This window comes from Devosia sp. Leaf420 (assembly GCF_001425445.1).
In the GTDB taxonomy this organism is placed as follows: Bacteria; Pseudomonadota; Alphaproteobacteria; order Rhizobiales; family Devosiaceae; genus Devosia.
Genome location: NZ_LMQU01000011.1, coordinates 279,881 through 306,440, shown reverse-complemented (window position 1 = coordinate 306,440; position 26,560 = coordinate 279,881). Strand labels below are relative to the sequence as shown.

General features: G+C 61.1%; 31 protein-coding genes and 1 other RNA gene. 28 read left to right on the top strand and 4 right to left on the bottom strand.

From position 1 onward, the window contains the following. Positions 1-19: 19 nt before the first annotated feature. Both ASG47_RS12390 and ASG47_RS12385 read right to left on the bottom strand, forming a co-directional pair. Positions 20-319, bottom strand: a complete 300-nt coding sequence (locus ASG47_RS12390) for an AzlD family protein (protein WP_061909430.1) — start codon at positions 317-319, stop codon at positions 20-22. Beyond that, the gene (locus tag ASG47_RS12385; RefSeq protein WP_061909428.1) at positions 316-1,026 is read right to left on the bottom strand and encodes an AzlC family ABC transporter permease; all 711 of its coding nucleotides are present in this window, start codon (positions 1,024-1,026) and stop codon (positions 316-318) included. Before ASG47_RS12385 ends, ASG47_RS12390 begins: the two co-directional genes overlap by 4 nt. Before the next feature lie 140 nt (positions 1,027-1,166). Here ASG47_RS12385 and ASG47_RS12380 point away from each other — a divergent pair, with 140 nt between their 5' ends. The 8 genes from ASG47_RS12380 (at position 1,167) to ASG47_RS12345 (ending at position 6,338) form a co-directional block, all read left to right on the top strand. Then, positions 1,167-1,448 carry a hypothetical protein gene (locus ASG47_RS12380; protein WP_061909426.1) on the top strand — a complete coding sequence of 94 codons (282 nt, stop codon included), beginning with the start codon at positions 1,167-1,169 and terminating at the stop codon, positions 1,446-1,448. Positions 1,449-1,527: 79 nt separating this feature from the next. After that, positions 1,528-2,730, top strand: a complete 1,203-nt coding sequence (locus ASG47_RS12375) for a phosphoglycerate kinase (RefSeq protein ID WP_061909424.1) — start codon at positions 1,528-1,530, stop codon at positions 2,728-2,730. 113 nt (positions 2,731-2,843) lie between these two features. After that, positions 2,844-3,001: non-coding RNA, 6S RNA (gene ssrS, locus ASG47_RS12370), on the top strand. Positions 3,002-3,007: 6 nt separating this feature from the next. After that, the gene (locus tag ASG47_RS12365; RefSeq protein ID WP_082511722.1) at positions 3,008-3,661 is read left to right on the top strand and encodes a 5-formyltetrahydrofolate cyclo-ligase; all 654 of its coding nucleotides are present in this window, start codon (positions 3,008-3,010) and stop codon (positions 3,659-3,661) included. Next, positions 3,658-4,473: a TIGR00282 family metallophosphoesterase gene (locus ASG47_RS12360; RefSeq protein ID WP_061909421.1), complete on the top strand. Its 816-nt coding sequence runs from the start codon at positions 3,658-3,660 to the stop codon at positions 4,471-4,473. The genes ASG47_RS12365 and ASG47_RS12360 overlap by 4 nt, the downstream gene beginning before the upstream one ends. A 7-nt stretch (positions 4,474-4,480) precedes the next feature. Further along, positions 4,481-4,852 (top strand): SecDF P1 head subdomain-containing protein, encoded by a 372-nt coding sequence (locus tag ASG47_RS12355; protein ID WP_156464086.1) that lies wholly within the window; start codon positions 4,481-4,483, stop codon positions 4,850-4,852. Between the two features lie 85 nt (positions 4,853-4,937). Next, complete coding sequence (locus tag ASG47_RS12350) at positions 4,938-5,684, top strand: YebC/PmpR family DNA-binding transcriptional regulator (protein ID WP_061909418.1); 747 nt, start codon at positions 4,938-4,940, stop codon at positions 5,682-5,684. Between the two features lie 105 nt (positions 5,685-5,789). Further along, on the top strand, positions 5,790-6,338 hold the full coding sequence (locus ASG47_RS12345) for an AAA family ATPase (protein ID WP_061909415.1): 549 nt from the start codon (positions 5,790-5,792) through the stop codon (positions 6,336-6,338). Here the strand turns inward: ASG47_RS12345 and ASG47_RS12340 are convergent. Further along, positions 6,322-7,104 carry a GGDEF domain-containing protein gene (locus tag ASG47_RS12340; protein ID WP_061909413.1) on the bottom strand — a complete coding sequence of 261 codons (783 nt, stop codon included), beginning with the start codon at positions 7,102-7,104 and terminating at the stop codon, positions 6,322-6,324. The genes ASG47_RS12345 and ASG47_RS12340 overlap by 17 nt on opposite strands. 42 nt (positions 7,105-7,146) lie before the next feature. Next, complete coding sequence (locus ASG47_RS12335; RefSeq protein WP_061909411.1) at positions 7,147-7,893, bottom strand: GGDEF domain-containing protein; 747 nt, start codon at positions 7,891-7,893, stop codon at positions 7,147-7,149. 166 nt (positions 7,894-8,059) lie between these two features. Between ASG47_RS12335 and ruvC the strand changes: the two genes are divergently transcribed. The 20 genes from ruvC (at position 8,060) to murB (ending at position 26,548) form a co-directional block, all read left to right on the top strand. Next, entirely contained in the window at positions 8,060-8,566 is a 507-nt protein-coding gene (gene ruvC / locus ASG47_RS12330; protein WP_061909410.1) for a crossover junction endodeoxyribonuclease RuvC, read from the top strand. Continuing rightward, entirely contained in the window at positions 8,563-9,180 is a 618-nt protein-coding gene (gene ruvA / locus ASG47_RS12325; protein ID WP_061909408.1) for a Holliday junction branch migration protein RuvA, read from the top strand. The genes ruvC and ruvA overlap by 4 nt, the downstream gene beginning before the upstream one ends. Positions 9,181-9,273: 93 nt before the next feature. After that, positions 9,274-9,525, top strand: a complete 252-nt coding sequence (locus ASG47_RS12320) for an AbrB/MazE/SpoVT family DNA-binding domain-containing protein (protein WP_162243256.1) — start codon at positions 9,274-9,276, stop codon at positions 9,523-9,525. Beyond that, a complete protein-coding gene (locus tag ASG47_RS12315; RefSeq protein ID WP_061909404.1) occupies positions 9,522-9,920 on the top strand; it encodes a PIN domain-containing protein in 399 nt (132 codons plus the stop codon). The genes ASG47_RS12320 and ASG47_RS12315 overlap by 4 nt, the downstream gene beginning before the upstream one ends. Continuing rightward, positions 9,917-10,960, top strand: a complete 1,044-nt coding sequence (ruvB, locus tag ASG47_RS12310; RefSeq protein WP_061909402.1) for a Holliday junction branch migration DNA helicase RuvB — start codon at positions 9,917-9,919, stop codon at positions 10,958-10,960. Before ASG47_RS12315 ends, ruvB begins: the two co-directional genes overlap by 4 nt. Further along, positions 10,960-11,814 carry a metallophosphoesterase gene (locus ASG47_RS12305; RefSeq protein ID WP_061909400.1) on the top strand — a complete coding sequence of 285 codons (855 nt, stop codon included), beginning with the start codon at positions 10,960-10,962 and terminating at the stop codon, positions 11,812-11,814. Before ruvB ends, ASG47_RS12305 begins: the two co-directional genes overlap by 1 nt. Further along, a complete protein-coding gene (locus ASG47_RS12300; protein ID WP_061909398.1) occupies positions 11,811-12,308 on the top strand; it encodes an NUDIX hydrolase in 498 nt (165 codons plus the stop codon). Before ASG47_RS12305 ends, ASG47_RS12300 begins: the two co-directional genes overlap by 4 nt. Next, complete coding sequence (gene ybgC / locus ASG47_RS12295; RefSeq protein ID WP_061909396.1) at positions 12,305-12,703, top strand: tol-pal system-associated acyl-CoA thioesterase; 399 nt, start codon at positions 12,305-12,307, stop codon at positions 12,701-12,703. The genes ASG47_RS12300 and ybgC overlap by 4 nt, the downstream gene beginning before the upstream one ends. Positions 12,704-12,900: 197 nt before the next feature. Further along, complete coding sequence (gene tolQ, locus ASG47_RS12290) at positions 12,901-13,602, top strand: protein TolQ (protein ID WP_061909789.1); 702 nt, start codon at positions 12,901-12,903, stop codon at positions 13,600-13,602. Position 13,603: 1 nt separating this feature from the next. Beyond that, the gene (locus ASG47_RS12285) at positions 13,604-14,044 is read left to right on the top strand and encodes an ExbD/TolR family protein (RefSeq protein WP_061909394.1); all 441 of its coding nucleotides are present in this window, start codon (positions 13,604-13,606) and stop codon (positions 14,042-14,044) included. A gap of 8 nt (positions 14,045-14,052) precedes the next feature. Beyond that, positions 14,053-15,270: a hypothetical protein gene (locus ASG47_RS20940; RefSeq protein ID WP_061909392.1), complete on the top strand. Its 1,218-nt coding sequence runs from the start codon at positions 14,053-14,055 to the stop codon at positions 15,268-15,270. Positions 15,271-15,334: 64 nt separating this feature from the next. Then, positions 15,335-16,645, top strand: coding sequence for a Tol-Pal system beta propeller repeat protein TolB (gene tolB, locus ASG47_RS12275; protein WP_061909787.1), 1,311 nt, complete (start codon positions 15,335-15,337; stop codon positions 16,643-16,645). Between the two features lie 275 nt (positions 16,646-16,920). Next, complete coding sequence (gene pal / locus ASG47_RS12270) at positions 16,921-17,421, top strand: peptidoglycan-associated lipoprotein Pal (RefSeq protein WP_061909390.1); 501 nt, start codon at positions 16,921-16,923, stop codon at positions 17,419-17,421. Between the two features lie 249 nt (positions 17,422-17,670). Then, the gene (gene ybgF, locus ASG47_RS12265) at positions 17,671-18,732 is read left to right on the top strand and encodes a tol-pal system protein YbgF (RefSeq protein WP_156464085.1); all 1,062 of its coding nucleotides are present in this window, start codon (positions 17,671-17,673) and stop codon (positions 18,730-18,732) included. Beyond that, positions 18,717-19,991, top strand: coding sequence for a tRNA lysidine(34) synthetase TilS (gene tilS, locus ASG47_RS12260; RefSeq protein WP_061909386.1), 1,275 nt, complete (start codon positions 18,717-18,719; stop codon positions 19,989-19,991). Before ybgF ends, tilS begins: the two co-directional genes overlap by 16 nt. A 222-nt stretch (positions 19,992-20,213) precedes the next feature. Next, complete coding sequence (gene ftsH, locus ASG47_RS12255) at positions 20,214-22,145, top strand: ATP-dependent zinc metalloprotease FtsH (RefSeq protein ID WP_061909384.1); 1,932 nt, start codon at positions 20,214-20,216, stop codon at positions 22,143-22,145. A gap of 110 nt (positions 22,146-22,255) precedes the next feature. Continuing rightward, positions 22,256-23,602, top strand: a complete 1,347-nt coding sequence (glmM, locus tag ASG47_RS12250) for a phosphoglucosamine mutase (RefSeq protein ID WP_061909382.1) — start codon at positions 22,256-22,258, stop codon at positions 23,600-23,602. 118 nt (positions 23,603-23,720) lie between these two features. Beyond that, positions 23,721-24,410 (top strand): outer membrane protein, encoded by a 690-nt coding sequence (locus tag ASG47_RS12245; protein WP_061909381.1) that lies wholly within the window; start codon positions 23,721-23,723, stop codon positions 24,408-24,410. 102 nt (positions 24,411-24,512) lie between these two features. Further along, positions 24,513-25,496: a D-erythronate dehydrogenase gene (gene denD, locus ASG47_RS12240; RefSeq protein ID WP_061909380.1), complete on the top strand. Its 984-nt coding sequence runs from the start codon at positions 24,513-24,515 to the stop codon at positions 25,494-25,496. A 38-nt stretch (positions 25,497-25,534) separates the two neighbouring features. Then, entirely contained in the window at positions 25,535-26,548 is a 1,014-nt protein-coding gene (murB, locus tag ASG47_RS12235) for a UDP-N-acetylmuramate dehydrogenase (RefSeq protein WP_061909785.1), read from the top strand. Positions 26,549-26,560: the final 12 nt, after the last annotated feature.

The window sequence follows — 26,560 nt, the reverse complement described above, 5'->3', positions numbered from 1 at the left end:
TTACTCCTTGCCTGTCAAGTCAACCGAGAAGCTGCCGCAGGATCGCAGCCGAGGCGACGGCGATCACCACAGTGGGCAGAATGGGAAGGCGCGACGCCGCGATGACGGTGATCGCGAGCGCGATGAGGTCGGCGGGTCGTCCGGAGACGAAATCGGGCGCGATGACAGAAATCAGCACGCAGCCCGGCGCCGCTTCCAGCACCTGCGTCAAACGCGGGCTCAGCGTACGGTTGCGGAGAAAAAGATAGCCGGCAATGCGCGTCATATAGGTGACCGACGCCATTAGCACGATGACGAGAAGAATGGTTGTATCGATCATTCCGAGCGCGCCCAGAGGTAAGCGGCCAAAAGACCGGATAGTGCGCCGGCCGGCACGTACCAGGGTCCGGGAACTGCAAGATAGGTCAAGGCGCCGATAACGAGGCTGACGAACCATGGCCGCGCCGCGCGAAACCCGGTCCACATGCCGAAAATCATGACGAGAAAGACGGCCGGAAAGGCCATGTGAAAGCCGTAGCGCGTCACATCGCCCAAACTCGGCCCGACAACCGCCCCGATCGCCGCGCTTGTCGGCCAGGAGAGATAAAGGCCAACCGAGAGCCCGAGATAGAAGGGGAAGCTCAGGACGCCGCCGCGCTTTCGCGCATCATCGAGCCCCAGGGCCCAGCATTCGTCGCACATCAGCGCCAGCGCGGGCAGTACCTTGCGCCGTGGCAGATGGCGCATGGTCGGGGCGAGCGTTGCGCCCATCAGGACATGGCGGCTATTGACCAGCATGGTCAAAGCCACAAGCAGAGGAATTGCCGGCGGCCAGGTCCAAAGCTGGATGACGAGGAATTCGGACCCGCCAGCAAAGTTAAAGCCAGTCATCAAGGCGATCTCGAGCGGCGAAAACCCTTTCATGCCGGCCTGAGAACCGAGCAGAAGACCAAAGGGAATAAAGCCCAGCAGCACTGGCACAGAGACGCGCAAGCCTCGGAAAAACTCCGCGCGATTATCCGCCACCGGCATCGTCATATCCGACATTTTCGCTCCTTAGTCGGAGCACTCCTACACGAGGAAATGATCGCCGTGTTGGGCTTTATGCACGCAAAGGCCAGCTCTCCGTCGCAAAGTGTTCACCAAATCATCCTAGCTCTTTTGCTGTCCAATTGAGGAGCCCAGCCATGTTTCATCTGACCCGGCGGTTCCAGGCGGGTTTGCCGCTTTTCTGGCTCGCAGCCGGCCTTTTTGACAGTCCGATGCTGCTGGCGCTGCCGTCGCTGGCTCTTCTTGCCTGGCTGCTTCTGCGTCATCTACGCATCGTGCGCATGGTTGGCGTTGCGCCCTGGGCCAGCGTCGGCTTTGCACGCCATGTCATGGTCGATGATTTGATGCGTCTTTCGGCGCACGTGCTGCTGAGCCCGGTGCTTTATCTCTGCGGCGGGATCATCGGCGCCGCGCTGTAGAAATTTGCCGCGAGCGCTTTCCCCACGCGCTGGCCTCTGATAGGCCAAAGCCACATCTCGTGCCCTTTGGAGCCTTGCCATGACCGCACAGTTCAAGACCCTCGATGAACTCGACCTCGCCAATAAGGTCGTCCTGCTGCGCGCCGATCTCAATGTTCCCGTTGCCGATGGCAAGGTGACCGATGCCACCCGCATCGAGCGCCTGGTCCCCACGATCCGCGAGATCGTCAAGCACGACGCCAAAGTGGTGCTGCTGTCCCATTTCGGCCGCCCCAAGGGGAAGGTCGATCCTGAGTTTTCGCTCGAGCAAGTCTGCTCGGCCGTCGCCGATGAAACCGGCCATCCCGTGGGCTTTGTCGCGACTGATTGGGTCGATGTTTCCGAAGCCAAGAAAGCCATCGACGAGGCTCCCGCCGGCTCGGTTCTCGTTCTTGAAAACACCCGCTTTCATCCCGGCGAAGAAGAGAACGATGTCGAGCTTGCCAAGCGCATGGCGAGCCTTGGCGATGTCTATGTCAACGACGCCTTCTCCGCCGCGCACCGCGCCCACGCCTCGACCGAAGCCCTGGCGCACCTGCTGCCCGCCGCTGCCGGTCTTGCCATGCAGGGCGAACTTGAAGCGCTCGAAGCGGGTCTTGGCAAGCCCAAGAAGCCGGTTGTCGCCATTGTCGGTGGCGCCAAGGTCTCGTCCAAGATCGACCTTCTCGAAAATCTCGTGACCAAGGTCGATGGCCTCGTCATCGGCGGCGGCATGGCCAACACGTTCCTCTTTGCCCAAGGCTATGGCGTCGGCAAGTCGCTCTGCGAAAAGGATCTCGCCGATACCGCCCGCCGCATCATGGACAAGGCTGACAAGGCTAATTGCGCCATCATCCTGCCGGTCGACGCCGTCGTCTCCTGGCATTTCAAGGCCAATTCTCCGACCCGTCTTTATGGCGTCGATGCCGTCGATCCCGATGGCATGATCCTCGATATCGGCCCCCAGTCGATCGAACGCATCAATGCTGCGATCGACGATGCACACACGGTCATCTGGAACGGTCCCGTCGGCGCCTTCGAAATGGAGCCCTTCGATGCGGGCACCGTCGCGATTGCCAAGCACGTTGCCAAGCGCACCCATGATGGTCACCTCGTTTCGGTCGCCGGTGGTGGCGATACCGTCGGTGCTCTCGCCCATGCCGGCGTCAAGGATGCCCTGACTTACGTCTCGACCGCCGGCGGCGCCTTCCTCGAATGGATGGAAGGCAAGCCCCTGCCAGGCGTCCAAGCGCTCAAGAAATAAGGCTGTTGCCGTATTGATCGAGGCCGGTGCCGCAAGGCGCCGGCCTTTTGCTTTTGACTGTGGATAATCTTGTCGCGCAGCGTTTGCGCAAGGCCGGGGAAGCGCCTATATCTCTTTGGCTGCCCGGCGCGTGAGGACACACATATCCCCGGGGCCTTAATCGATCTCGAGGGAGCTGTCCCTGACCAGGCCCGTGGGCTTGGATATACGGCGCCCACCTACGTAAGTAGGTTCCCGGGATCAGATGTCCCACGGCCAGGGTGGCACAAAATTTTGCATGTCTGCAGAAGTGGTCCCCGCTTCGGATCAAAAAGCTGAAGACGAGACCGGAGCTGCAGCACGCATGGGGAGTGACGGGATCGAGGCTGAAAAGGCGGGCCTGCGTATCGCCGCTCATGCCCGCCGCGAAGCACTGTCCGATGATTTCCGCGCCCAAGCCTCGAAATCGATCGCCTTCCATTTCTTCGATAAGGTCGCCTTTGCGCCTGAAGATGCGATTGCCGGCTATTGGCGCATCCGCGACGAGGCCGACTGCCAACCCATTCTCGTCAAGCTGATGGATTGCGGACAAACGGTGCTTTTGCCTGTCGTCACCGGCGCGAACGAACCCTTGGAATTGCGCGTCTGGGCCCCCGATGCGCCGCTTTACGAAGCGGGTTTTGGCACTTTGGCTCCAGCCGATTCCGCGCCGCGTCGCGCGCCCGATCTTATTCTCATGCCCCTTCTCGGCTTCGATGCCACGGGCACACGCCTCGGCTATGGCGGCGGATATTATGATCGGACACTCGCTTCGCTCACCAAAAAGCCGATGCTCATCGGTCTCGCCTTTGCCGCTCAAAGGCTCGAGGCCATCCCCCGGGAGCCCCATGACGTGCCGCTCGATGCGGTAATCACCGAAGAGGGCGTTCAGTTTTTCGAGGCAAATGCATGAAGTTTCTGTTTTTGGGCGATGTGGTGGGCCGCGCCGGGCGCGATGCCATTGCGGAACGTCTTCCCGGTCTCATCGCCCGTCATGGTTTTGATTTCGTCGTCATCAACGGCGAGAACGCCAGCCATGGCAAGGGCCTCATCGAATCCCACTTTCATGCCCTGCGCGATGCCGGGGCGGATATCATCACCCTCGGCGATCATGCTTTCGACCAGCGCGAGGCCCTGAGTTATATCGAGCGCGAGCCGACCCTAATCCGCCCCATCAACTACGCGCCGGGCACGCCGGGCCGTGGCGCGATGCTGGTCGAGAGTCGCAAGGGCCATCGCGTGCTCGTTATAAATGCGCTTGGCCGCGTCTTCATGCAGCCCATCGATGATCCGTTCCGCGCCGTGGATGCCGCCGTTGCCGATGCACCTTTAGGTCAGGTGGCCGATGCCATCATCGTCGACTTCCACACCGAAGCGACCTCGGAAATCCAGGCCATGGGCCATTTCCTCGATGGCCGCGTCAGTCTTGTCGTTGGGACGCACACGCATCTTCCGACCGCTGACCATCGCGTCCTCAAGGGCGGTACCGCATTCATGGCCGATGCCGGTATGTGCGGCGATTTCGATTCCATCATCGGCACCGAAACCGAGGAGCCGCTCAATCGCTTCCTCACCGGTATTCCCAATGGCCGTTTCGTTCCGGCAGAGGGGGAAGCGACCCTCTGTGGTGTTGCCGTCGAAACCGATCCGCGCACGGGTCTTGCCGTGAAGGTGGCGCCGCTTAGGATTGGCGGCGTGCTAGCGCAGACAGAACCAGAATTCTGAGGTGTTTATGCTCAAAGCGATCGTGTCTCTTCTCGCAACGACGATTTTCGTGGCTGGCGCCGTCGCCGCCGAACTGTTGCCCCTCGAGGTGATGTCGGCGCGACCCATCGTCGATCCGATGACCGGAACGCCGGTTGTCGAGATTACGCTCTCCGACGACGGGCGTGCGACCTTCGCTGAGTTTTCGCGCGAGAATGTCGGCAGGCGCGTTGATGTCCTCGTCGATGATGACGTGGTCACATCGCCCGTCATCCAGACGCCGCTCGATATGCGCGTCATGCAGATTTCGGGGCTCGATACGATGGCCATCGCGACCGATATCGCAACCCGACTCCGGGGTAAGAAGGCCCAGATCTTCGTGCGTCCGACCGAAGACTAGAACCGCGCGTCCCGCTTCACAATTGATCTGCCTTTGCCTATAAGGCGCCACCAAAACAAAACTCACAAAAAATCGGAGTGCGAGAATGGCAGGCCATTCACACGCCAAGAACATCATGCACCGCAAGGGCAAGTCCGACGCGGTGCGGTCGAAGGTCTTTTCCAAGCTCGCCCGTGAAATCACCGTGGCGGCAAAGATGGGCATGCCCGACCCGGCATTTAACGCCCGCCTGCGTCTGGCTGTGACCAATGCCCGCTCGCAGTCCATGCCCAAAGACAATATCGATCGCGCCATCAAGAAGGCCATGGGCAGCGATGGCGAGAACTATGATGAAATCCGCTACGAGGGTTACGGCCCCGGTGGCGTCGCCGTTATCGTCGAGGCGCTGACCGACAATCGCAATCGCACCGCCTCGAACGTGCGCTCGTACTTCTCCAAGAACGGTGGCGCCCTCGGTGAAACCGGTTCGGTCGGCTTCATGTTCGATCGCGTCGGCGAAATCACCTATCCGGCAACGGTCGGCTCGGAAGACAAGGTCATGGAAGCCGCCATCGAGGCCGGCGCCGACGATGTCGAGAGCGACGAAGAAGGCCACTACGTCTATACGAGCTTTGAGACTATGGCCGAAGTCGCCGCCGCACTCGAAAAGGTGCTGGGCGAAGCTGAATCGGTGAAAGCCATCTGGCGCCCGCAGAACCAGACGCCGATCGACGCCGACAAGGGCGCGACGCTGATGAAGCTGATCGCCACGCTCGAAGAAGATGACGACGTCCAGAACGTCTATTCGAACTTCGACATGAGCGACGAAGACGCGGCCAAGCTGGCCGAGTGATCTTCGGTTGGAAGCGGATGACTTAAAAAGGTCCGGGTATGTCCCGGGCCTTTTTGCTTTGCCCGAGCCCGATGCTCTGCCATCTTTCCCATGGAGGACAAGCAGATGATCGTCATGCTCAACGGCTATCCCGGCGTCGGCAAGTTCACAATTGCCCAGGAACTGGCGCCGCTGATCGGCGCGCGGCTGCTCGACATCCACACGATCTACAATGTCGCTTTTGCCCTTACCGAATTCAAATCACCCGAATTCATCAAGGCGGTCGAAGACGTGGAAGCCATTGCATACGGTCTCGTCCGGAAGCTGCCTGCCAATGTGCCCGTAGTGATGACGACCGTTCTGGCCGGTCGCAGCGAGTGGGGCGATGCCGAATGGGAGCGGCTTCTCGCGCTCGGTCGCGAACGGCCACCATTCTGCATGGTGAATCTCAGTTGCACGCTCGACGAAAACATCCGCCGCATCCAGTCCGATGGTCGCGGCGCCAAGCGCAAACCGCGCGATGCTGAAATGGCGCGGCGTAATCAGAGCGAGGCCAAGCCGCTTCTTGGCAGTGACGTCGAGCTTTTTTTGGCGCTCGATGTCACCACCCTCGATCCAGCCGAAGCGGCAACACAAATTGCTGACTGGCTAAAAGGCGTCAGGCCGACTGCCTGAGATCGATTGGCGGGCTGTCATAGGCGTGCATGACGACGGCGCGATTGCGGCCGGAATGCTTGGCGCCATAGAGCCGCTGGTCGGCAATGCGGAAAAGATCGGTGAAACTCGCGGCACCGGCGAACACCGCTCCGCCGATGCTGACCGTCAACACATGCGGCTTGCCGCGCGGCGCAAAGTGAGCGAGTTGCACGCCGCGCCGGATGCGCTCGGCCATGCTCTCGGTTTCCTTTTGATCAAGGCCGGGGAGATAGACGCCGAATTCCTCCCCGCCCATGCGGCCAATGAGATCGCCAGGCTTAAGCACCGAACGGATAGCGCGCGAGAGAATGGCCAGGGCTTCATCGCCCGCGTCATGACCGTGGAGGTCGTTGATCGCCTTGAAATTATCGGCGTCGATGATGAGCAGGGCGCCAGCTAGAGGACCTTCGGCTTCGAGAAGCTGGGTTTCGACCTTGGCAGTGAAAGCCCCCCGATTGAGGCAAGAGGTCAGGCTATCGGTGCGGGCAACAAGGCCCAGCCGCCGGTTGATGACGGCCAGTGTTCGCAAGCGAAGCGAGAGATAAAGGAAAAGCGGCACGCCCAGCATGATGGGCAAAACGATGCCCGCCGTTATGCCGCGCCGTAGCGCTTCGTCGCCCATGTTGGAAAACACCACGGCATTATAGGTCACCGAGACGATAACGCAGGCCAGCGGGCCGAAGATCGTCCACTTGGCGATGCTCGACCAGCTATGCATGGAATGGACCGTGCGCGGTGACAACATGCTGGCAACCTTTTACTCGAAAGAGAGGAGGGGCGGCGTTAGTCAGGCAGCTTGCGGCAGGGCGACGCGATCGCGTCCCCACTGTTTGGCTTGGTAGAGAAACTGGTCGGCTTCGCGATAGAGGTCGCGAAAGCTCGTGGATTTGGCGTGGCTGCTGCCGCCGATGCTGACCGAAATCGGACAGGGCGTGCCATCGGGCATGAAGACGATATCGGCCATGGCTGCGCGGATGCGTCCGGCAACGACAGCTGCTGCATCGAGCCCCATTCGTGGCAGATAGACCCCGAACTCTTCGCCGCCGAGCCGCCCTGCAATACCATCGCTGCCCGTTGCCGTAGCGAGCACTCCAGCAATCTCGATCAGCGCCTCGTCGCCCTTGTCATGGCCAAAGCGGTCGTTGATGGATTTGAAATGATCGACATCGAGCACCAGCAGTGTACCGGCGCCCTTCGATGACCCGCATTGCCGTTCGACCTTGAGGGTGAAAGCCCGGCGATTGAAAAGTCCCGTCAGCCCATCGACGCTCGCAAGGCGCATCAACTGGTCATTGGCAAAACGCAGCTTTTCGCCGCCGAGCGCAAAGATGAACGTCATCGGACCGCCGATGCAGATGGGCACGATGATGGCAATGAGGAGACCCGGCATGTTCACGCCGGCCGAAAACGTGCCCATGAACACGACGGTCGTGACGACGGACGCCGCGATCGATATGCCCAGAATGAGAAACGTCTTCCGGAAAATCCTCAGCCACGCTTGCCTTGGCAGCGTGGTCACCAGCCCCGTCATCATGCACAAATCGCCTCTGCGTCCCGCGAACAACCTAAGGCTCGGTTTGTGAATTCCCCGTTTCGTGTTTGGGTAAATTTTGAACTATCCACCTGATTGATGCGGTGGCAGTTTCTGTTTTGTTCACTTTGGCCTTGGTAGGGTGCACGAAACTGCTAGAAGGGCATCCATGAGCAAATCCGTGCGAATCATCGGCATCGATCCAGGCCTCCGGCGCTGTGGCTGGGGCATTGTCGATGCGCTCGATAATCGCCTGAGCTTTGTTGCGGCAGGAACGGTCACCCCGCCGATCGACGGCATGCTCGCGGACCGGCTTGCCCTGCTGGCTGCAGGGTTGAAGGAAGTCCTTGTTCAGTTTGACCCGATCGAAGCCGCCGTCGAAGAAACCTTCGTCAATGCAGGCCCGCGCTCGGCGCTGATCCTTGGTCAGGCGCGCGGTGTGGCTTTGGTGACGCCGGCGCAAAGCGGGCTCTATGTTGCCGAATATGCCACCAACCTTGTCAAGAAATCGGTAGTTGGCACAGGCCATGCCGATAAGAAGCAGGTGGAGCTGATGGTGCGGACCTTGCTGCCGACGGCGCAGTTTAAGGGCGCTGACGCAGCCGACGCGCTCGCCGTCGCCATTTGCCACGCACATCACCGGGTGTCGGCCCGCCGCATGGGAGCTCTTTTATGATCGGCAAGCTCAAGGGGCTCGTTGACAGCTTTGGCGACGACTGGGTTCTTATTGATTGCGGTGGCGTCTGCTACGAAGTGCACTGCTCGATGCGCACGCTGCAATCTCTGCCGCGCGTCGGTGAATCTGCCGTGGTCTTCATCGAGACCATCCTCCGCGAAGACCTGATCCGGCTTTTCGGCTTCGCTTCGGAAGCGGAAAAATCTTGGTTTCTGCTGCTCACCACAGTGCAGGGCGTCGGCGCCCGCGTCGCGCTCGCCATCCTCTCGGTGCTGTCGCCATCAGAACTCTCGAGCGCCATTGCTTTGCAGGATAAGGCCCTGGTCGGTCGCGCCAATGGTGTCGGGCCTAAGCTCGCCGTGCGTATCGTAACCGAGCTCAAGGGCAAGGTCCCCGCTCTCGGCGGCATCGATGCGGGCACGCTCGGTCTCCAGACTGCGCTCGGCGAAGGCGTGGCCAAATCCAATGTTGCCGACGCCGTCTCCGCTCTGACCAATCTCGGCTATTCCAGCGCCCAAGCGTCTGCCGCGCTCGCCCGCGTGGTAGCGAAGGAAGGCGAGGACGCGGCGACCGAGAAGCTGATCCGGTTGGGTTTGCGAGAACTGAGCCAGTGATCCTTGTTCGAGACGCAATTCCTTACTATTTTTGAATTGTAAGGAATTTGGAGCATCCAGATGGGCGTTCAGCAGAGGTTGGTGGGCCGGTCTGTGGCAACCAGCAAAGGTCAGACGACAATCCCCAAATCGCTCCGCGATGCCGTTGGCATCAAGGACGGCACGCCTCTAACCTGGATTTTGGAGGATGGCGCAATTCGCGTGGTGGCCAAAACTCTCAATGCCGCCGATCTCGCGGGTTTTCTTGGACCGCCGCCGAGCGGCGTGCGTCTGACTGTTGAAGAGATGGACGATGCAATCGGTGAAGCCGTTGTGGAGCGGTTCGAACGGGCCACGAAGCGGTGATTGCCCTCGATACGAATGTCTTGGCCCGCCTCTTGGTCGGTGACGACAAGGCGGAAGCGGATCTGGCGGTACAATTCATTCGTCGCCACACAGCCGAAGATCCAATTTTCGTAGGGCGCGAAGTCATTCTCGAACTCATCTGGTTGCTCATGTCGCGCTATAAATATCCGCTGGAGGCTGTCCGCCAGGCTTTGGACAGATTGTTCATGAGTGCAAATTTGGCAATCGAGGAAGAAGACGCGATCAAGACCGCGTTGTATCTCGCTGAGCGAACTGGAGCAGATATTGCCGATGCCATCATCGCCACAATCGCCCTGCAGCGCGACTGCACGCAGATAGTGACCTTCGACCAAGACGCCGCCAAGCGCATACCCGGAATGGAACTTCTCGCGTGACCGATCTTACGTCTCCCGCTGCCGAGCGCGATGGTTCGCTGGATGTCGCCCTGCGCCCGTCCGGCTTTTCCGATTTTGTCGGTCAGGCCGATGCGCGAGCCAATCTTGAAGTGTTTATCGAGGCGGCGAAGAAACGCGGTGCGGCGCTCGATCATGTGCTTTTTGTCGGCCCTCCAGGTCTGGGCAAGACGACGCTTGCACAGATTATCGCCAAGGAATTGGGCGTCGGTTTTCGCGCTACCTCCGGCCCGGTCATTGCCAAGGCTGGAGATCTCGCTGCGCTCCTGACCAATCTCGAAGAGCGCGACGTTCTTTTCATCGACGAGATCCATCGCCTCAATCCGGCAATCGAAGAAGTCCTCTATCCCGCGATGGAAGATTTCCAGCTCGATCTCATTATCGGCGAAGGCCCAGCCGCGCGTTCGGTACGTATAGATCTCGCCAAGTTCACCCTGGTCGGCGCCACGACCCGCGCCGGACTTCTGACCACGCCGCTGCGCGATCGTTTCGGCATTCCCGTCCGGCTCAATTTCTATACGCCGCAGGAACTGGTCAAAATCGTCACCCGTGGCGCCCGGCTGATGGGCACGCCCATGTCCGCTGATGGCGCGCTCGAAATCGCCCGCCGGTCGCGCGGCACGCCCCGTATTGCCGGACGCCTCCTGCGCCGCGTCATCGATTTTGCGCTCGTCGAAGGCGCACCTGAGGTCAACAGTACGCTCGCCGACAAAGCCCTGTTGCGCCTCGATGTCGATGCGCGTGGCCTCGATCAATTGGACCGGCGCTATCTCAACACCATTGTCGACTTTTATGGCGGCGGCCCCGTCGGCATCGAGACGATCGCCGCAGCTCTCAGCGAGCCGCGTGATGCGATCGAGGAAATCGTCGAGCCCTATCTTCTCCAGCAAGGGTTCATCCAGCGCACGCCGCGCGGCCGCATGCTGACCGCCATCGCTTTCCAGCATCTCGGCAAATCGGTGCCGCAGGGTTTTGTCGGCATGCAGCAAAGTCTTTTCGAGGAACCTGAGGGCGAGGCCTGATGGTCACGCTTCTGAGGCGCCTGTTTCACGCCTTCGGCGCCCATAGCTGGATCGGCGAGCCGGGTCTCGTTGTCCGGTACTATGCCCCGAAGCCACAGAATTGGCCGCAAGACCTGCCGCTCCGCATCGCCATGCTCAGCGATTTTCACATCGCCGAGCCATGGACGGGCTTGGATGCACTTCAAACCATCGTCAAAAACACCAACTCCCTCCAACCCGACATCGTCCTCCTGGTCGGCGATTTCGAAGAGGGGCCGCGCTTCAGCCGCCATCTCCCGCCTTCCGAATGGGCGCCGGTCTTGGCCAAGCTCAAATCGTCGCTCGGCACTTTTGCCGTTCTCGGCAATCATGACTATCCCCGCATCGCCCGTAAGCGCCATCGCGCCCTGCCAGCTCCAGCGGCAATGGGCGCGCTCGAGGCGGTGGGGATCAGGACGTTGATCAACGAAGCTATTCCGCTGCAATGGAACGAGAAAACCTTTTGGCTCCTGGGCCTCGGCGACCAGATCGCTGAATTCGAGGACGGACAATCGCTCGCCGATCTCGATCGCACCCTGTCGCAAATGACCCATGACGCGCCTGCCATCCTCATGGCCCACGAGCCCGACATTTTCCCCGAAGTCCCAGATCGGGTCAGCCTGACCCTCTCGGGCCATGTCCATCGTGGCCAGATCCGGTTCTTTGGTTATGCGCCCGTCGTACCCTCGAAATATGGTCGCCGCTACCTCCATGGCCATATTGTCGAGACCGGTCGCCACCTCGTTGTCGGCGGGGGCCTTGGCCATTCCGGCGTGCCGCTGCGCTTCGATGCGCCGCCGGAAATCGTCCTTATCGAACTTGGAGGTCCAGCGTGACCGCGCGCCATGTCCTGAGCTTTCCCATGAAAGAAGGCCGTTTCAATTTTCGCGTTGCGGGCATCATTATCGCAGAAGGCCATGTTTTGATCTGCCGCGAAGATAGCGATGACTATGCCATGCTACCCGGGGGACGCGTAGAACTGGGCGAGGATAGCCGCCTCAGCCTCATCCGCGAAATTGCCGAAGAGCTCGCCATGCCGGCCGAAGTGGGCCCGATGATCGCGACTTCAGAAAGTTTTTATCGCCGCGAGGGCGAGGATTTTCACGAGCTCGGCTTTTTCTATGCCGTCACATTGCCGGGGCAGGGGTCCAACGGTACGTCACCCTGGCTCGAACGTCAGGACGAAGGGCACGATCTGCAGTTTCACTGGGTGCCTCTAGAGGGAGATGAACTCGAAAAGTTCAACCTTCTGCCCCGTTGGCTCCCTGATTTCCTTAGAGACCTACCGACCGAATTGGATCACATCGTCTACGATGAGCGCGACGCGTGACCCCGCATCGCTTTCCCATTCGCATCTATTACGAAGACACCGATTTTTCGGGAAACGTCTATCACGCCGCCTATCTCAAATTCTTCGAGCGCGGCCGCACCGAATTCTTGCGCGATCTCGGCATTCACCACAGCGCGCTGATGGAGCAGGGCCTTGCCTTTGCCGTGCGGCATATGGAAATCGACTTCATCGCCGCCGCCCGCATCGATGATCTGCTCGCCGTCGAAACGCGCATTGCCGACGCTACGGGCGTGCGTCTTGTGCTCGAACAGACACTTCTCCGTGACCAAATCGTGCTGACTTCGGCGCGTGTGACCGTCGTTTCTATCAAGATGAGCGGCGGCCCCGCACGCTTGCCGGCATCCCTGCGCGCCCGGCTCATGGGCGAAAGCTGACGCGATGCCACCGGCGGAGTCGCTTTTTTAACCTCTTGGTCACCATAATCGAGTCAAAGGGACCATTGCGTTGTGATGCGGACCGAAAGGCCCGGCTTGCAAAGCATTTCTCTTAATTTTGACAGATTCCGCCCCCATCGCACCCAGCATGGGGTCGGGCACTTGGGCCGGGCCAAAAGGATCACTTCATGGAAGCCATGGATGCAGTAGGAGCGGCCGCTCCGCATGCCGACCTGTCCATTTGGGGGCTGTTCTGGGCGGCGGATTTCGTCGTCAAGTCGGTCATGCTCGGCCTGCTCGGCGCTTCCGTCTGGTGCTGGGCCATCATCGTGGACAAGTCCATCGCCTATCGCCGCGTCGCCTCCGAGATGAACAATTTCGAAAAGACGTTCTGGTCGGGCCAGTCGCTCGAAGAACTTTACAAGCAGCAGTCCGAAAAATCCTCGGGTGGCATGGGCGCCGTGTTCGTCGCCGCCATGAAGGAATGGAAGCGCAGCCACGAGCAGAACGCGGCGAGCTTTGTCGGCATGCAGCAGCGCCTCGATAAGGTGCTCGATGTCGCCATTTCCCGCGAAAGCGAGTTCCTGGAAAAGCGCTTGGGCTTCCTCGCCACTGTCGGCTCCGCCGGTCCCTTCATCGGGCTCTTCGGCACCGTCTGGGGCATCATGAACGCCTTCACCAATATCGCGGCCTCGTCCTCGACCAATCTCGCGGTTGTCGCCGGCCCGATCGCCGAAGCGCTTTTTGCCACCGCCATTGGCCTCGTCGCCGCTATTCCCGCCGTTATCGCCTATAACAAGCTGTCGGCCGATGCCGGCAAGATGATCGGCCGCCTCGAAGGCTTTGCCGACGAGTTCTCGACTATCCTGAGCCGCCAGCTCGAAGCCCGGAGCCGCTGATATGGGCATGGGTGTATCAGGCGGTGGAGGCGGGGGCGGCGGACGCCGCCGTCGCGGTCGCCGGAAAGCGGTGATGAGCGAAATCAACATCACGCCGATGGTCGACGTGATGCTGGTGCTGCTGATCATCTTCATGGTCGCCGCGCCGATGATGACGGCCGGCGTGCCTGTCGACGTGCCGCAATCGGCTGCAGCCGATATGCCGAGCCAGACCCAGCCGGTCACGGTCGCCGTCACGCCTGAGGGCGCGATCTTTGTCGATGAAACTCCGGTCACCGAAGCCGATCTCGTCACGACCGTTTCCGGCCTCGCCACGCCCGAAGACCGCATCTTCCTCCGCGGCGATACCACGGCCAATTATGGCAGCGTGATGCGCGTCATGGGGCTTCTCTCGGCTGCCGGCTATGCCAAGATCGGTCTTGTCACCGAGCGTGGGCAATAGGACCGCCAATGCCGATGCGGATGGGCGTCATTGTTTCGGTTTCAGCCCACGTGCTGCTGATCGTGCTTGGTCTGATCAATCTGGGATCGACCGAGCCGCTGACGCCTGTCGAGCCTTCAATTGCGGTCGATCTCGTACCAATCGACGATTTTAACAATATCCGCCGCGGCCAGCTCGATAGCACCGTCGTCGAAACCGATACGCCTTCAATTGCGGAAAGCGATCAGCCTGCCGAGCTGGCTCAGCCCACCGGCAATACCGAACAAGATCAGCCGACCCCGTCGCCTGCCGATGTGCCGACGCCACGTCCGGTGACGCAGACCGCGCCCGCGCCGGAACCTGCTCCGCAGCCCGAACCGACGCCGGAGCCGGCACCTGAGCCCGAGCCAGCCCCAACGCCGGAACCCGCCCCAACGCCTGAACCGCCGCCGGAGCCGACACCAACGCCGCCCACACCAACGCCGCCTGTTCCGCAGACGCGGCCGCAACCGGCGCCGACGCCAGAGCCAACCCCAGCGCCGGAACCGACGCCCGAGCCGACCCCGGAACCAGCTCCGACGCCGGAGCCCACACCTGAGCCAACGCCCGAACCCGCCCCGACGCCAGAGCCCACAACACCTTCTGTCGCTGCGCCGACTCCGGCTGCGCGTCCGAGCAATCTTGCCCAGTTGCGCCAGCAATTCGCTGCCGCCGAAGCCGAGCGCAAGAAGCGCGAGGAAGAAGAGCGCCAGCGCCAGGCCGCAGCGCAGGCCGCGCAGAATCAGTCCCAGGCGCAGGCCGAGGCTCCGCGGCCGTCGCCGCCTGGCCCGACCGCACTTGATTCAAGCTTGGCCGACGACATCAGCGCCATCATCAACAATGCGCCATCGACCGGCGGCACGACCGGGCAGGGCGGTTCGCCGACGCTTGGCGACACCACTGGCACGTCGGCGACTCTCAGCCAGACCGAAATATCTGGCGTTCAGGCGCGCATAAAAAAATACTGGAACCTCCTGCCGAGCGATTTCAACAGCGGTCTGACCGTGGTCGTCCGGTTGAACCTCAACCGCGATGGATCGTTGAACGGTATTCCGCAGATCATCTCTTCCGACCCGTCGCCGCAGGGCCAGCAAATTGCGCGCGCCGCCCAGCGTGCGGTGGTGGCAGCCAGCCAGGATGGACCTTTTAACTTGTCGCCGGACGCCTTTGGCCAATGGCAAAATCTAGAACTTGAACTCAGACCCTGACCTTGAATTTGCCTAGGTGCTGGCCACAATTCGGCCCAAGGCGAAATTGGAGACATTCCTCATCATGACGCTTGTGACCCGTCGTTCTGCCCTCAAGCTTGGCTTAGCCGGTGGCGCCTTGTTGGCAACTTCCCCCATGGCCATGGCCCAGCTGCGCATCGTCGTGGAAGGCGCCAATTTCCAGCCCTTGCCAATCGCGATCCCCGATTTTGCCTCGTCTGATCCGACGTTCGGGCGTGAGATCGCCGATATCGTGCGCAACAATCTGCGCCGTTCGGGCCTGTTCCTCCCGCTTGATCCGGCTTCGCTGCCGGTGCAGGTGGGTGATGTCAACGGCACGCCCAATTTCAACATCTGGCGCACCGCCAATGTTGATGCCCTCGTCATGGGCTCGGTCGAGCGCGGCGGACAGATTTCTTCCTCCGTCCGTGTCTGGGATACCCGGCAAGCCGCACAGGTTGTCGGCAAGAGCTATAATACCGATCCCAATTCGGCCCGCCGCGTTGGTCATATCGTCTCGGACGCCATCTATGAGCAGCTCGCCGGCGGTTCGGGCTACTTCGATACGCGCGTCATCTACGTTGCCGAAAGTGGTCCCAAGGCCAACCGCACGCGTCGCCTCGCGATCATGGATCAGGACGGCGCCAATATGCAGTACCTGACGGATGGCTCGTCCATGGCGCTGACGCCGCGCTTTGCGCCCAATGGCGATCTCGTCACCTATATGAACTTTGCCGATGGCAATCCGCAGGTCTATCTGCTGCAGCTCTCTTCGGGCCAGCAGCAGCGCCTCGCCAATGTCGGCGCCATGACCTTTGCGCCGCGCTTCTCGCCCGATGGCGGCACCGTGGTGTTCTCGGTCGAACAGTCCGGCGCGACCAATATCTATTCGGTCGGGACCGGTGGCGGCGCGCCATCGCAGCTCACCTCGGGCTCGGCCATCGATACCGGCCCGTCCTTCTCGCCCGATGGCAGCCGCATCGTCTTTGAAAGCGACCGAGGTGGCTCGCCCCAGATCTACATGATGGGTGCTGGCGGCGGTAACGCGCAGCGCGTCAGCTTTGGCCAGGGCAGCTATTCGACCCCCGTCTGGTCCCCCAAGGGCGATCTCATCGCCTATACCCGCCAGTCCGGCGGCCAGTTCCATATCGGCATCATGGCGCCCGATGGCTCGGGCGAACGCCTGCTTTATTCGAGCTTCCATGCCGAAGGCCCAACCTGGGCGCCCAATGGCCGCGTCATCATGTTCTTCCAGGATCCGGGCGGCAATGACGGCCCGCGCCTGATGAGCGTCGATATCTGGGGCCGCAACCCCCAGACGATTTCGACCGATACCTACGCGTCAGATCCATCATGGTCGGGTCTCCGCGCTTAAAAGGCAAACACGACATTGCGTTTGTTTCCAAAGAGGCCGTGCGCATTGGCGCCGGCCTCTTTTTCTTAGGCGTTAAGCTGCTGAAATGCTTGCCACTTAACCTTAACGTGATTGCGCTGTGCAGCTGTGCCTATTTGGCAACGCCACGAAAAAGCCCGGATTTCCGCCACATTCGCGCCGCGATAGGCAAAGATTAACCATCTTAGCGAACCCGGCTTTAAGATTAAGCGCGGTAAATGCTGCCCTTAAGATTGTTGCCTTTTCTGGAGCTACCCGTGGCCATTCCCGCACCCATTTCGACCGCGTTGCGCGCTGCCGCGATGCTGTTTTTCGTCGTCGTCGTCGCCGCCTGTTCGCGCAGTTCCAATGATGCCGTGGGCCTCACCGGCGCCGGCAATCTCGGCCCAGGTGGCGGTGCCCCCGGCAGCCAGCAGGAATTCATCGTAACCGTTGGTGACCGTGTCTTCTTCGAAACCGATTCCAGCTCGCTGACATCGGAAGCCATGTCCACCCTCGACAAGCAGGCCGCCTGGCTCAACCAGTACCAGAACTATCGTATCCTGATCGAAGGCCATGCCGACGAACGCGGTACCCGCGAATACAACATCGCTCTCGGCGCTCGCCGCGCCAATGTCGTCGTGAACTATCTCGTCTCCAAGGGCGTGAATGGTCAGCGCATCACCAACCAGTCCTTCGGCAAGGAACGTCCGGTTGCGATCTGTAACGACATCTCCTGCTGGAGCCAGAACCGCCGCGCCGTGACGGTCGTCCAGTAAGAAACAGCAATCCAGTCCTGAAAAACTGGAGGCAATGAGCGCCCGGCGCCACGAAAGTGGGCCGGGCGTTTTCTTTTGACCAAAATTGGCCTTTATCGAGAGGCCAATGATACCCATCTACGAAAGCGTCAGCCCGGACCTAGGCTTCGGAGCGGCACTTCGCAGAAACGGATAGCTAAGGCGCAACAGGCTGATCGAAACGATAGCGACGCGCTTTAGGCTAGGCAAAGACGGTTACGGAGAGACGGCTTGAAGCTGGGAACATTGAACAGAAGAGCGCGCGCGGGATTAATCGCCGCGGCGATGGGCCTTGGGATTTATGCGCCGGCCAATGCGCAGACGACGATCCTGCCCGGAGAATTGGGTGGCTTGAGCTACAACAATACCCAGCCCGATCGCATGCTGGTGGCCCAAGCCGATACCGCGCAGGTCTTGGTGCGTATCCAGCAGCTTGAAGAGCAGATCCGCTCGCTCAATGGCCAGGTGGAAGGCCTGACGTTCCAGCTCACCCAGATGCAGGAACTCGTCAACCGCATGCAGGAAGATAACGAATTCCGCTTCCAGCAATTGGAAGGTGGTGCTGGGGGAAAAACTGAAGCGGCGACCCAACCTGGTGGCGTGACGCCGCCCGAGGCGTCGCCGCAGACTCAAACCCAGCCCCAGATCCAGATCGAGCCAGCTATGCCGACCGGTGAAGAGACAGTGCCACTGACGCAGATCCCCGAGCAGGGCGTGCGTCCTCTCCCGGGTGAGGCCGAGTTCGATCCGACCTTCAACGATTCCTCGGCCGCCCCGATGGATGATCTTGGCAATTCGGGCGATCCACTGGTGGGAACCGGCGCGACAGGCGCTGTCGATCTTGCGACCGGCCAACCGCTCGATCTCACCTATAATCCCAGCATCGTTTCGACGGGCGACGCGGACGCCGATGCGCAGTTCGCGGCGGGCTATGAAGCCATGGCTTCCAAAGACTATGCCTTTGCCGCTGATCAGTTCACCCAGTTCGTCTCGCTCTATCCCGATAATCCGCAGGTCACCGAGGCCTCCAACTGGCTTGGTGAAGCGCTGATACAGGAAGGGTCCTACGATCAGGCCGCCGAGGTCTTGCTCGATGCCTTCCAGAAGCAACCGGACAATCCGCGCGCTCGCGACATCCTTCTCAAGCTCGGCGTTGCCCTTTCCGGCGCCGGCGAGCGCGAAACCGCCTGCCGCACCTTTGCCGAGGTCGACAAGCGCTATACCGATCTGACCCCGGCTTTCGTCACGCGGCTCGCCGAGGAGAAAGCCAAGGCCGAATGTCCGCCAGCCTGACCCCGGACCTTTCCGATCCCACAACCCTGACCAGCCTCTTCTCGCCCCTCGCGAGCGAGGCTGGCGTGGGGCTAGCAGTGTCCGGCGGCCCCGATAGCCTCGCGCTCATGCTGCTCGTCAAGCGCTGGGCCGACATGCTGGCTACCCCGCCAAAGCTCGTCGTCTACAGCCTCGATCATGGTCTCCGGCCCGAAGCAGCCGACGAAGTCGTCATGGTCGGCGAAGAGGCTCAACGCCTGGGCCTCAATTTTCGCGGCCTCAAATGGGCCGATGAGCATCCCGAAACCGGTATCCAGGAAGCCGCGCGGCAAGCGCGCTATCGGCTGATCGGCGAGGCCATGGCCGAGGACGGAATCTCGCTCCTCGTCACGGCTCATCACCGCGCCGATCAGGCCGAAACCATTTTGATGCGCCTCGCCCATGGCAGTGGCCTCGATGGTCTCAAGGGCATGGTGCGCCTCGCCGAAGTCGAGGGCGTCCGCGTTTTTCGTCCGCTTCTCGATGTCGAACCCGCTGCGCTTGTCGCCATTGTCGACGAGGCGGGTCTCACGGCCGTTCACGACCCATCCAACGATGACGAGGATTACGAGCGCATCCGCTGGCGACGGCTCCTTCCCGCCCTCGCCAAGGAAGGGCTCGACGGCGCCTCTCTATCGCGCTTTGCCGCCCGCATGGCCGAGGCCGACGCCGCCCTCAGCAATCTCGCCGATGCTGCCTTTGCCGAACTCGTTGGCTTCGATGGCTTTGGCGCCGCGACGCTTCCCCTTGCCGCGCTCTCGCAGCTTGGCCCCGCCACCGGTCGTCGTGTTTTGAGCCGCATCCTGACTGTCGTCGGCGGCCGGCAAAAGCCGCGCGCCCTTGGCCAGGTCGAGCGGCTCTTTGACCAGATCGCGACTGACACCCTACCCAAGGGCACGACGCTTCTGGGCACTGTCATTCGGGTGAAAGATGAAAAACTCGTCGTCGCGCGCGAGCCGGGCAGGGCGCTCCCGAGCGATATTCTTCTCCCGCCGGGCGAAACCTTGGTCTGGGACGATCGCTTCGCCATTTTCAACCGCTCGAGCGAAACCGGCCTCACCGCTGCCGCCACCGATTTCTTCCCCCGTCATCGGCTCGAAGAAGTGCTCGGCTTCAAGGTGACTACCCCGGCCGAAGCCATTCGCACCGCGCCCATCGTCCGTGACGCGGAGGGCGCCGTTCTCTCCCTCGGCGGCTGGTCGTTCGACGAGCGCGTCGAGGTAACGGTAATCACCGACTGATCCGCCTAAGCGCGGGTGCCAAGCCTCCTATGATCCAATAGTTGTTTTGGCACTTTGCGAGCGGAACCTGCGCAAGCCACACCCCGTTAACCTCGTCGCGACAATATGACTGGACGTATAGGGGCGTAGGCCGCAGGTCTTGCCCTTGTAACGCCCCAATGGGGGCCTTACATTCGGCCCAATGCTGCCGCTTCGCGCGCTGCCTCCCCCGGGACAGGATTGATGAACGGAAATTTCCGCAACTTTGCCATCTGGCTAGTCATACTTTTTATGCTGATGGGCCTGTTCCAGGTCTTTCAGTCGTCTACGCGCACCATGTCGGTGGGCGAAAAGACCTATAGCCAGTTTATCAGCGATGTCGCCGCCGGCCGCGTGTCGAGCGTGACGATCACCGACGATGTCGTTTCCGGCGTGCTTAATGACAGCACCCGTTTCGAAACGGTCATCCCTGCCGGTGCCGATATTATTTCGCGCCTCGAAGCGGAAAATGTCTCGATCACGGCACGCGCTCCGGAATCGAGCCCGTTCTGGTCGATCCTCTTGTCGTCCTGGCTCCCGTTCATCGTCATCATCGGCGTGTGGTTCTTCTTCATACGCCAGATGCAGGGCGGTGGTCGTGGCGGCGCCATGGGCTTTGGCAAATCGCGCGCCAAATTGCTGACGGAGACGCAGGGCAAGATCACCTTCGAGGACGTTGCTGGCGTCGATGAAGCCAAGCAGGATCTCGAGGAAATCGTCGAATTCCTTCGTGATCCCGGCAAGTTTCAGCGTCTCGGCGGCAAGATCCCGCGCGGCGTGCTGCTCGTCGGCCCTCCGGGTACCGGTAAGACCCTGCTTGCCCGCTCGGTTGCTGGCGAAGCCAATGTGCCGTTCTTCACCATTTCGGGTTCCGACTTCGTGGAAATGTTCGTCGGTGTGGGCGCCAGCCGCGTCCGCGACATGTTCGAACAGGCGAAGAAGAATGCCCCGTGCATCATTTTCATCGACGAAATCGACGCCGTCGGTCGCCAGCGTGGCGCCGGTCTTGGTGGCGGTAACGACGAACGCGAACAAACCCTCAACCAGCTCCTTGTCGAGATGGATGGCTTTGAAGCCAATGAAGGCATCATCCTGATAGCCGCGACCAACCGTCCCGACGTTCTCGATCCTGCCCTGCTGCGTCCGGGCCGTTTCGACCGTCAGGTCGTCGTGCCGAACCCCGACGTGTCGGGCCGCGAAAAAGTCCTCAAGGTCCACGTCCGTAAGGTGCCGCTGGCTCCAGACGTCGATTTGAAGGTTCTGGCACGTGGTACGCCTGGTTTTTCGGGTGCAGACCTGATGAACCTCGTCAACGAAGCCGCTCTGATGGCCGCGCGCAAAAATAAGCGTTTTGTCACCCATCAGGAATTCGAAGACGCCAAGGACAAGATCATGATGGGCGCCGAGCGCCGCACCATGGCCATGACCGACGACGAAAAGAAGCTGACTGCCTATCACGAAGCTGGCCACGCCATCATCGCGCTTAAGGTTGCCGGCATCGATCCGATCCATAAGGCCACCATCATCCCACGCGGTCGCGCACTGGGCATGGTGATGACCCTGCCGGAGAACGACACCTATTCGTTCAGCCGTGAAAAGGCCCTTGCTCGCCTCACCATGCTCTTCGGTGGTCGCGAAGCCGAGATCATCAAGTTTGGTCCGGCCAAGGTCACCTCGGGCGCATCGGGCGATATCCAGATGGCAACCAGCCTTGCCCGCTCCATGGTCATGGAATGGGGCATGAGCGAGCGTCTTGGTCGCGTACGGTACAAGTCGAACGACCAGGAAGTCTTCCTTGGTCACTCGGTGACCCAGTCCAACAATATGTCGGACGAGACCGCCAAGCTGATCGACGAAGAAGTTCGCAAGCTTATCGAAGATGGTGAAGCCTCCGCTCGCGATATCCTGACCACCTATAACGATCAGTGGGAAGCCATCGCACAGGCTCTCCTCGAGTTCGAAACCCTGACCGGCGACGAACTGCGCGCCCTGATGGATGGCAAGCAGCCGGTGCGTCCAGATGACAATGGTCCATCTACGCCAAAGGCAACCGGCGTGCCGACTGCCGGCAAGTCGGGCAAGAAGCGCCCTGACTCCCCGCCTGAGCCAGGCATGGAGCCCCAGCCGGAAAGCTGAGGCAAAAATTGAAAGGGCCACCTGAGGGTGGCCCTTTTCTTATGGTGCTCGCTGGGCTACTCCCAGACAAGTGGTATCAACCGCAAAAGACCAATTGGCGGGGAACGCATATGGCCCGGAAATATTTCGGCACGGACGGTATTCGCGGCATGGCGAACGGCGACAAGCTGACGCCGGAACTAGCCATGAAAGTCGGCATGGCTGCTGGCACCAAGTTCGTGCGCGGTGACCATCGCAATCGCGTCGTCATCGGCAAGGATACCCGCCGTTCCGGCTATATGCTCGAAAGCGCCCTTGGCGCCGGTTTCACCGCCGTGGGCATGGATGTCTATTTCCTCGGCCCAATGCCGACGCCAGCCGTCGCCATGCTGACGCGCTCGCTGCGCGCTGATCTCGGCGTCATGATCTCTGCCTCGCATAACCCATACGAAGACAACGGCATCAAATTCTTCCGCCCCGATGGCTACAAGCTCAGTGACGAAGTCGAGTCTGAAATCGAGCGGCTGATCGATACGGACATGAACAAGCTTCTGGCTCATGGCATGGCAATTGGCCGCGCCCATCGCGACGAAGCCGCCAGCACCCGCTATATCGAATATGCCAAGCGCACACTGCCGCGTGGCGTCGATCTTTCGGGTCTTCGCGTCGTTATCGATTGCGCCAATGGCGCCGCCTATAAGGTCGCTCCGATCGCTCTTTGGGAGCTTGGCGCCGAGGTCATCGCCATCGGCGTCGAACCGGATGGCTATAATATCAATCACAAGGTCGGTTCGACCGCCCCCGAGGCGGTATCAGCCAAGGTCAAGGAAGTGCGCGCCGATATCGGCATTGCGCTCGATGGCGACGCCGACCGTGTCATCATCATCGACGAAAAGGGCAATGTGGTCGATGGCGACCAGTTCATGGCCGTGATCGCGCAAAGCTGGCTGCAGCGCGAAATGCTGCTTGGTGGCGGCATCGTTGCGACCATCATGAGCAATCTGGGTCTCGAGCGCTATCTGATGGGCCTCGGCCTTTCGCTCGAACGCACCCAGGTCGGCGATCGCTACGTGCTCGAAGCCATGCGCAGCAAGGGCTTCAACGTTGGCGGTGAACAATCCGGCCATATCATTCTGTCCGACTTCACGACGACGGGCGATGGGCTCATCGCGGCGCTGCAGTTGATGGCCGTGCTCAAGCAGATCGAACAGCCAATCTCCGAAATCTGCCACCGCTTCGAAAAGGTGCCGCAGCTTCTGCGCAATGTCCGCTTCAAGGCCGGTAAGCCGCTCGAAGACAAGCATGTCATCCAGGCCATCGCCGATGCACAAGCGACCTTGGGCACCGCGGGCCGCCTCGTCGTGCGCCCCTCCGGCACGGAGCCGGTCATTCGCGTCATGGGCGAAGCGGACGATGCTGCGCTCGTCGCGAGCGTCGTCGGACAGGTGGAAGCGGCCATCCTGCAGATCGCCCGTTAGGCGGTATTAGGGTTAAACCGTACGGTTAAGCCGGTTTTAGGGTTAAGCGGGTTTTAAGGAGTTTGTCCCATATTCGCCACAACCGACCTCGTGTCGTGGCAACTCAAGGACTGAACTCATGCGCAAGCTCATTGCTGCGTTCCTGCTGGCCGGAACAGCAGTCGCAGGCCCGGCAATTGCCGCGGACCTCGTACCCTATTACCCGCCAGTGATCGACGTTCCCGATGTGGATTACGGCGTCGCCGGTGGCCTTTACCTCCGCGGCAGCGTTGCCGGTAACGCCTGGTGGGCCAAGGATGCCGCGAGCTACTGCGGCTGCGTCCCAGCTTTCGATAAGATGGGCTATGGCTACAGCGTCGGCGCTGGCTTCGGTTACGACAGCGGCCACGGCGTCCGCGCCGATATCACGCTCGACTATCTGAGCAATGAAGGCCTGAAGGGTGGCGATCACACCGTCAACCTGCGCTCGGGCCTCGCCCTCGCCAACCTTTACTACGATTTCAATCTGTCGGGTAACGGCTATGGCGCTGGCGGCTTTGGTGCTTATGTCGGCGCCGGTATCGGTGTTGCCAAAAATTATACCGAAGTGAATGGCCCTGGTTACTACGCCTACGGTCACTCGCTTGAAGCCGCTGCTGCCGTCATGGCTGGCGTGAGCTACGATTTCGGCTCCTACGTCGCCGACGTCGGCTATCGCGGTATCTACATGAACAAGGTCATGAACCAGCCGGCGAACATCCAGAACGCCTATCTGATCAACGACAACTTCATCAACGAAATCCGCACCTCGCTGCGCTACCGCTTCTGAAGCCTGTCCAAGACCCAGATCTTTCAGTCGGCGCCCTCGTGGCGCCGATTTGCTTTGATAGGTCAGCGCGGTCATGATGGCTGAAAATGACGGAGGAAAAGCGTGAAGGTTCTCATCATCGGTGCCGCCGGCATGATCGGCCGCAAGCTGACATCGGCTCTGGTCGCGGCAGGACGTATCGGCGCTCAGGAGATTTCTGCTCTCTCCCTCGCCGATGTCATCGCGCCACAGGCGCCAGAGACCGATATCCCCACCCAGCTCCACGCCGTCGATCTCTCGGCGCCCGAAACCGCTGCAAAGCTGATCGCCGATCGACCCGACCTCATCTTCCATCTCGCCGCCATCGTCTCGGGCGAAGCGGAGGCCGATTTCGAAAAAGGCTACCGCATCAATCTCGATGGCACGCAGCATTTGCTCGAGGCCATCCGGCTTGAAAGCGCAAATCAGCCCTATAAGCCGCGCCTGGTGTTTACCTCCTCCATCGCCGTCTTCGGCGAGCCGTTGCCACGCGATATCCCCGACGAATTCCCGCTGACCCCGCTCACGAGCTACGGCACCCAGAAGGCCATTGGTGAACTCCTGCTTGCCGATTATTCCCGCCGCGGCTTTGTCGACGGAATCGCCATTCGCCTTCCCACCATCGTCGTCCGCCCCGGCAAGCCCAATAAAGCCGCCTCCGGCTTCTTCTCCGGCATTCTCCGCGAGCCCTTGGCGGGGCAGGAGGCTGTGCTCCCTGTCGATCCATCCGTGCGACACTGGTTCGCCAGCCCCCGCGCCGCCGTTGGCTTTTTGCTCCATGCAGCTAATCTCGACACATCGGGTCTCGGCCAACGCCGCAGCCTCACCATGCCGGGCCTCGCCGCGACCGTCGCCGATGAGATCGACGCCCTTCGTCGTGCCGCCGGTGAAAAGGCCGTCGCGCTGATCCGCCATCAACCCGATCCAACGATCGCCGCCATCGTCGCCGGCTGGCCCCAGGGTTTTGTCGCCAAGCGCGCCGAAAGCCTCGGCTTCCGCGCCGATGCCAATTTCGACGCCATCGTCCGCGCTCATATCGAGGATGAACTCGGCGGCAGGATCGGCTGAGATTGCCAGCCCTTTCAACGCAGCCCTATAACCCGCCCATGACCGCGCTCACCCTGATTCCCGATTTCGACCTCACCGCCCACAACACACTGGCGCTTACCGCGCGCTCGCGCTTCGGGGTCAAAATCGAACGGGCCGAAGATTTTCCGGCACTCTACGCCCTCGCCGCCGAACAAAATCTTCCGCTCCGCATCCTCGGCGGCGGCAGCAATGTCGTCCTTTCGCGCGATTTTGACGGCATCACCGCGCTTGTCAGCATCACAGGCGGCGGCATCATCGAGAATGGCCCCGACGCCACCGTGGTCGAGGCGGCAGCGGGCGAAACCTGGCACGACTTCGTGGTTTTTACGATCGACAAGGGTCTTGGCGGCATCGAGAACCTCGCTGGCATTCCCGGTACGGTAGGTGCCGCGCCGGTGCAGAATATCGGAGCCTATGGCGCGGAAGTCGCCGATGTCTTCGAGAGCCTCCTCGCCTATGACACGACCACCGGCACGACGCGCACCTTCACTGGCCCCGAATGCAAATTCGCCTATCGCGACAGCGTCTTCAAGCATGAGCCGGGCCACTATGTCGTCCTCTCGCTCCGTCTCCGCCTCAAGCGCGATTGGCAACCCAATCTTAAATTTGCCGGCCTCTCCGAGCTCGAGGGCACGCCCGGCCTGACCCCGCGCCAGGTCCTGGACCGCGTCGTCGCCCTGAGAAATTCAAAACTCCCCGATTGGCGCGTCACGCCCAATGCCGGTTCCTTCTTCCAAAACCCCATTGTCAGCCTCGAAGACGCCGCGCCGGTCCTCGCCGAATTCCCCACGGCCCCCAGCTTCCCGCAGCCCGATGGCCGCACCAAGCTTTCCGCCGGCTGGCTGATCGAAAAGACCGGTCTAAAAGGCTTCCGCATGGGCCGTGCCGGCATTTCCGAGCGCCATGCCCTGGTTCTGATCAATCTCGGCGGCGCTACGGCCGAAGACATCGCCGCGCTCGCGACGCATATCAAGACGAGCGTCCAATCCCGCTTCGGCATCGCGCTCCACGAAGAGCCGGTTTTCACCTGAATAAAGTCTGAG